Source organism: Bathymodiolus japonicus methanotrophic gill symbiont (assembly GCF_019721995.1).
GTDB lineage: Bacteria > Pseudomonadota > Gammaproteobacteria > Methylococcales > Methylomonadaceae > Methyloprofundus.
In genome coordinates, this window is record NZ_BLYC01000095.1 from 1 (window position 1) to 6,529 (window position 6,529).

Annotated in this window: 8 protein-coding genes; 1 reads left to right on the forward strand and 7 read right to left on the reverse strand. The window is 40.0% G+C overall.

Translation table 11 applies throughout. The features are described from left to right. The coding region (locus tag K6984_RS29880) for a hypothetical protein (protein WP_221898603.1) at positions 1-326 on the forward strand (326 nt) is incomplete at its 5' end. Positions 327-384: 58 nt separating this feature from the next. On the opposite strand, the gene K6984_RS29885 is transcribed toward K6984_RS29880, so the two are convergent. From K6984_RS29885 to K6984_RS29910, 7 genes are all read right to left on the reverse strand, one after another. Beyond that, entirely contained in the window at positions 385-531 is a 147-nt protein-coding gene (locus tag K6984_RS29885) for a hypothetical protein (protein ID WP_221898604.1), read from the reverse strand. A gap of 178 nt (positions 532-709) precedes the next feature. Beyond that, positions 710-1,234 carry a hypothetical protein gene (locus tag K6984_RS29890; RefSeq protein ID WP_087871188.1) on the reverse strand — a complete coding sequence of 175 codons (525 nt, stop codon included), beginning with the start codon at positions 1,232-1,234 and terminating at the stop codon, positions 710-712. A 374-nt stretch (positions 1,235-1,608) separates the two neighbouring features. Next, on the reverse strand, positions 1,609-1,761 hold the full coding sequence (locus tag K6984_RS29895; protein ID WP_221898605.1) for a hypothetical protein: 153 nt from the start codon (positions 1,759-1,761) through the stop codon (positions 1,609-1,611). Between the two features lie 16 nt (positions 1,762-1,777). Next, entirely contained in the window at positions 1,778-1,909 is a 132-nt protein-coding gene (locus tag K6984_RS35525; RefSeq protein WP_263458923.1) for a hypothetical protein, read from the reverse strand. After that, positions 1,858-2,532 carry an Rpn family recombination-promoting nuclease/putative transposase gene (locus K6984_RS29900; RefSeq protein ID WP_087871186.1) on the reverse strand — a complete coding sequence of 225 codons (675 nt, stop codon included), beginning with the start codon at positions 2,530-2,532 and terminating at the stop codon, positions 1,858-1,860. The genes K6984_RS35525 and K6984_RS29900 overlap by 52 nt, the downstream gene beginning before the upstream one ends. Next, positions 2,532-5,942, reverse strand: coding sequence for a hypothetical protein (locus K6984_RS29905; protein ID WP_230988361.1), 3,411 nt, complete (start codon positions 5,940-5,942; stop codon positions 2,532-2,534). The genes K6984_RS29900 and K6984_RS29905 overlap by 1 nt, the downstream gene beginning before the upstream one ends. Then, positions 5,942-6,529, reverse strand: a 588-nt coding sequence (locus K6984_RS29910) for a DUF4007 family protein (RefSeq protein ID WP_221898606.1), incomplete at its 5' end; no start/stop codon positions are given. The genes K6984_RS29905 and K6984_RS29910, both read right to left, overlap by 1 nt.

Consider the following 6,529-nt stretch of genomic DNA (forward strand, 5'->3'; position numbering starts at 1 on the left):
TTACCCGCTGTAAGGGCAGTGAGCAACACCGAGCGCTAATGCCAACAGAATGGCTGAAAGGTCTTATCTGTTGTCCAGGACAACGAAATAAAGGCTCTATCACTTCTATTTCCCCAAAAGTTGTATGCCAACAGATTTTTTTTACCGTTGCCATGGAGTCCGGGGCGTTGTTCTCGCAGTTGCTTAGCCTCCCTATCCGCTGCAGTACTTCCCCAGCAATGCAGGGCATCATTACCCATTTGACGTATTTCTTCAATTACATGTTGTTCAGCATCATCCGCTTTAATACAGTCTCCTGTAGTGTTTTCAACCACGTTCAGCAATGATTCCACCCGTTCACGTAATTTGGGATGTTGGTTGAGGCGGGCTATAAAAGATTTGTTGTTACTCTGGCTCACACGCTGTCAGCCCCGGACGGGCTGATAGTCTCCAGAAGGCGCAGGGAAATTTGCCAATCCGAAGTGCGCGATAGCGCGCGAGGGAGGCTAAAATTTTATCCCGAATAGCCGTAGAGCCATTTGTGGTAGCCATCACTGAGCTGCTTTGTGCTCAGTCTGTGGCGGACGCAGGGCGGCTGGAGCATCTCCTATTCGCTGCGTAGGTGAACGAATTACGGCGACAGGAGTCCCGGAATTTCGTGAGGTAGCATGGCGCGCCTGATCTGTGTCAATTGAAATAGTGATATTTTAACAAATCCCCGCAGTTTTAATCACACCCGATTATAACCACGATCCACTATAACAATATCACCTTCGATAAACGGGTAATGCGCCAGACTTTCACCGACATACTTATCGGTGACTTCAATGTGAACGATGCTTAAACTGACTAAATCAATGGCAATATGTAAGCGATAAGAGGTGCCATTAGCTCCAGCAACACTTAGCGAACTCCCATCTACCAATACAAAACGTAGTGCCCCCGGTAACTTGGTCACACCTGAAAACCACATTTGTTCTAAAATCATTTTTAGCCAGGGACCGCAAGCTCTCAGCCGTTTTTGTATGGCTGTATCCGTTATTTTTTCATTTAACAAGGTAACGTTTCCTGCAACCTCGCGTAATACCTGATCTACACCACAATACATCATCACTAAATGCATCAATTCCATTGGGCTTTTAATTTTACGAGCACGAAGAAAAGCTTTGCTTTCTATTGCTGTTTGCTGATAATCAAGTGGTAAATTCTCAAGTAATCCTTCAATAGTTTGTTCGTCTGATAGACTTAGTGGCATTGTTTCTTCTTGGAAAAAGGGTTTATTTTGCCAAAAAATTAATAAAAATCAACACTATGAACTCTTAAGTTGGCGCATATGGCTATTCGCCCTGTATCACGACTTTCAGTCGCCAAGCTCTCTAACCCACCCGTCTTTTAGCGGGTGGTTGTTTAGTTAACTCTTCAATAGACGCTTTCTCAACTTTTTCCATAACCCAGCTTGGCACAAATTTAAAATGTACTTTTAATACCAACAATACCTTCGCCAAAATGAAAATACACTCATTTTTATGAATTTTACAGCCTATAAGCGATTGATTTATATAGGTGTAAGATTGTCATTTTTGGATTAAATTAAAATTGGCGAAGGTATTGATACCAACACAAGACTTTTCATAACGCCTTTCTTAAACCCTTTCTCAAACGCTGAAAATCAGGGAAACGTAGCCTAAGCGAAGTGAAGATTTTTAGTCCGCGATAGCCGTAGGGCCGTTGTTTTGTCGGAGTCTGAGCGTTAGCGAAGGTGGAGACAAAATAAAAGGCCATCCGACACGGCGTCAAGTCATTTGGAGCCTATGTTCCGACCCCTTGTTGGGTCGGGACGAGGACGAATCGGGGCCGCCGGAGGCATAAGTGGTCGCGTTAAGTTTTTGCTGCTTGCTTGGGCTGGGATGCCCAAAACAAGCTTTCGCAAAAATAGCGACTCCCCGAATCACCATTTTTAACCAAATCATACAACCGATTAATCAAATAAACCGCCGTATCATCCGAACTATTTTCCAACTGAAAAAGCGTCGAAACCATATTATGAACCGCTTCCAACGCCTCATTTTCATACGCCGCCACATCAATCAACAAATACTTCTGACTCGGTTTATATTGAACCAGCTCAGGTGCAGATTCAACCACCAAATCATTTATATCCACCACACAATCCCACAGCTCATCCCCTCTATGCAGCACAATCGGCAACACAAAAGGCAACTTATCGCCTTTTTTAACCGACTTGCTCTTAATCAAATCCTGATACAACAAACTAATATAATTACTCACCCGCACCGCCATAAAATAATCAGGCGTAGATTGAAACTCCAACAACAAATAAATATAAACCTCAGTATCCTTCCAACGCGCCTTCCATACCAAATCATCACTGCGCTCGCGTAAATCATCACTCACATAATGACCACTGGTTTTTTCCAAACTACTAAAATCTAAATCGGCAACCCAATGTTGATCCACAAATCCCTCTAAAAGTTGCTGAACCATCTGCGGATAACTGAAAATATTTTTATAACTGCCATCGTGTTGCGCCATTAAGATTCCTCCTGCAAATCTTTCAACATTCTAGCCAAGGCAACCAATTGAAGCCGCCTATCCTGATGCTTCCAACTACTTTTTAAATCCAACAACATAGAATCTACCTTAGGCTTAGAATCATTATCAACATACACCACCTGATTAATATCACCCTCAGCTCCCACTAAACGCAATAACATCGCATCACAAGCACTCTGAGGATCAATCTTAAGCTGATGAGTATGTAACTTCGCTAATTCCAATAAACGCTCACATTGTTGAACCAGTTGATATTCTGCCTGCGCTTGATGCTCAGCTCGCCATTTATTCGGCGGTGCTTTACCTAATAATGCTGCGATAGACTCCAACCACGCCTCATCATCGGTCTTGTTATTCTGTAACCGCTTAATAAACGCCTGCAAACCATCGCGCTCATGATTATATTTATCCAAACCCTGATAATGCTGTTGAATGTATTGGCGTAATTCCGCACGGCTTAACGTCGGCTCTAACTTTAAAGCATGAGTTAATTGCTGCTGAAAATTCATTAATAAATCAGGATAAGCTTGTTTAAGCTGTTTTAAATGCGACACCAACGCATTCATAAACTCTTCAGGATATTTTTCTGCTACTAACTCATCTTCAGTAAAGGCAGAAAAACCACAAGCTTTAGGTAAATGTTCAAACAATAACTGAATCGGGCTTTGAGTTTTTGCAAACGCATCGCGCACGGTTAAGGTTTGCTTATCCAGATTTTTAATATGCTGGGTATAGTCTGGCAAACTGTGAATAAATCTTGCTAAGGCTTTAATAATATCGAGCAAAGAGCCGTCTTCTGGGGTTTTATCTAATAATTTTTTTAAATAATGACTAAATAAATTCGCTTTCACCCCTTCCATAGCAAACACTTCCACACTAAATAAATCAGGACGTTTCAACAAAATTTCAAAATGTTCCAAACTCATTTGTGGACAAAACACTCCATTTTCATAAAGTGCTAAGCGTCTTTGATTGGCGAGATAATAAGCCACAAACAATAACGGCAGTACTCCCGCTTTAATGCCATAAGGCGGCTGTTGTAAATGTTGATATAATGCATTTAAATTGACAGCCTTATCTTGCTCATCAATAAATTTATCTATTCCCTGCCAAACCTTGTGCATCTGATAATTATTCGCTTTAGGTGCGACAATAGACCATACCCCATTCTGCTTACGGTGAACGCCTGTTTCTTTAAATAAGGCGCGATAAATAGATTTTTCAGGCGGAAATTTATTCTGTTCAAAGCCTAAGTTTTCAATATGAGCATGAGACAGCATTAACGTGACTAATTTTTTACGCGCTGAATTTGCTTGTGACGAGGGTTTGTCACGGTTAATTAACTCGTTTTTAATCAACGGGGCTTGGTCATAAACGCCTTCTAAAACCACCGATAAATATTGTTGTAACTGGCGACGACTTTTAAAGCTCAGCGATTCCCCTAAATGAAACCAGTCATTAAGCTCAGGATGCTCTAAAAAATGACTCAATAATTGCTCTTCTTGTTGCTGAACATGGGATAAATAGTCTTTCAATTCACGTTGGGCAACAGGGTCAGCATTTAAAGCTTGGTTTTCATTTTCAATGCGTTCTAAGGCTTGTATTTCGGTGATAACCTCGCGTAATTGCGGAGCGTTTTTAGCTAACAAATAAAGGTTTAATGGCTTACCATCCTTTTTTTGTAACTGAGTAAATAACTGAATATCATCCTCATGTTCGGCTAAAAAAATAATGATTTTTGCAGTTTGAGAGCTTAAATCAATTTGTTTGTAGTTGTAACGATCTACATACAGCGGCAGGAAATAACGTAATGTGCCTTGTTGAATTGAGTATTTACGCGCCACTAACGGTAATAAAGGATTACGTTGACTTAAAATATCGGCTAAAGAATCACGTCCTAATTGTTGCTTTAGGGTTTTAATTTCCAGCTCTAAATCAAAATCACTACCTTGCCAAACTCGATATTCACCGTTAAATTTTTGGTATTTAATCAGCGATTTTTCCAGTAATGACTCCAATGCCATATTAAGCGTTTCTCTATCACTTAAACATAAATTGACCAATTCGGGGCTGGCTTTAAAACTACCTTGATTACCAATGATATTAAATAAACCAATGCTTTTAAGCAGTTGATGTTCTACTGCGGGTGCATCGCCTAAACGCTCTAAGGCACTCACCACTTCTTTCCAGCGTCTATGGGTTAAATGGTCAGTGGTAGCGGTAGGTTGATTGTGGATGAAATACTCGAAGATTTCCCACGGTAAAATCCAATCCTCTAAGGTTTTGATGCCTTGTAAACGCTCTTTAAAACCAAAAGCCTCGGAACTGCCTAAATAACTAAATAAGGTGCGTTCATTTTGGGCAACCTTTTGACATAACACAGGTAAAATCAGCAACGATAAAGGATGTAAGGGGTAGCATTGCACAAATAAATCACTGCCGATTAAGGTATCGGAGAGCGAGTTTTGCGCCGCTAGTATTGTAGTGATTTCGGTGGTTTTGCTATTAAGTTGCTGTTCTTCTGTCTCGCTTAAATCATTTTTAAACGCGGCGGCTAGCAGTTTTAAAGTCTGCTCGGTAGATTCTAAAAAAGGGATAGATTCAAAACGCCCTTGTACTTTTTGCCATTCATCTTTTTGTGTTTTAGCCAACCCCTTCGCGTACTGCTCAAAATCTTGGTGCATCAACACGAATAATAACAAGTTCGCTTGATGACCTTTATGCGCCCACTCAGCTAATTCCTGCAATAAAAAAACATCGTTTACGCCTTGATGACGGGCTTCATATTCTAAAAATTTACCCATTTCATCAATCACACACAAACAGCCTGCACCGCCTGCTTTTGCAACCGCTTGTTGTAATTCTTTTAATAGATTTAAAACTTCACTGACGTTTAATATTTCTTGTCTTGCATCGGAGAGTTTTTTAACGATTGACGGTGAGCGGGTATTTTTCCAAAATGCTTCCGCGCCGTTATACATCGCTAACACAAAACGCGTATTTAATGGCTCTGGGCTACCTGTTAATAAAATCTTGCAATAGCCTTTATTACCTTTCTCAATGAGATGTTTTGAAATGTTATTGGCTAATGCTAATTGTCCATTTTCTATTAAAATTCCACTCGCTAACTGATGAGTCGCTAAATCGTTAGCTTCTAACAAATGCGACAGAAATACCGCAAAAGAAGATTTTCCCGAACCATAAGGCGCAGTTAAAGACCATGCTCTAAGTTCTGATTGAGTGTGAAAGGTTTTGGCAATCCGTTCTAAAACTTGAATCGCTCGCGTGGTGGGAATATACGCTTTTAAAACGTCTGTTGAATCAGCATCGCGTTCTAAATTGATGGAGCGGGTGTAGTGGGTATCTACTCGAATTAAAGTATTTATCATTAGACTGTCACTTGTTCCTTGTCTGTATAGTGATTTTTTAAAAGCTGTAGTGGCTCTATATTTTTATTTAAACGACTAAATTGATGAATACCCGCTATCTCATCAATTCGGTAATCATTAGGATATTTAGCCACTAATAACTCAAGTTTTGCCAATAATGCCGTTTCCGTTAATCTAAACACAGCTCCTAAGGCGACACTTTGTTGATGGCGATACATTAATTCTTCAATCGGTAATTGATTAACTTGATGCTGATTTAAAATCTCATTCACCGCAAAACCGATAATATCAACCGCTAACTGAGGGCGTTCGACAGGGAGGGACTGATAGTTTTTAGTCGCAGGAATATAATTAATTAATTTTAAGCTAGCTAACGGTGAATCTAATAAATCATCTAAAGCTGTTTTCGATTGTGAACGCGATTGAGCATACATTCTTAAAATCAACACGACTTCTTGTTTAACGGTTCTTTCTGAATGTTTACCAGCCAATTTATTTTTAACAAAATCTGCTAATGCAAAACCTGCTTCATCACTATTAAATTCGGCTTTATGATAATGATTAAAAAACCAGTACCATGCCGTTGC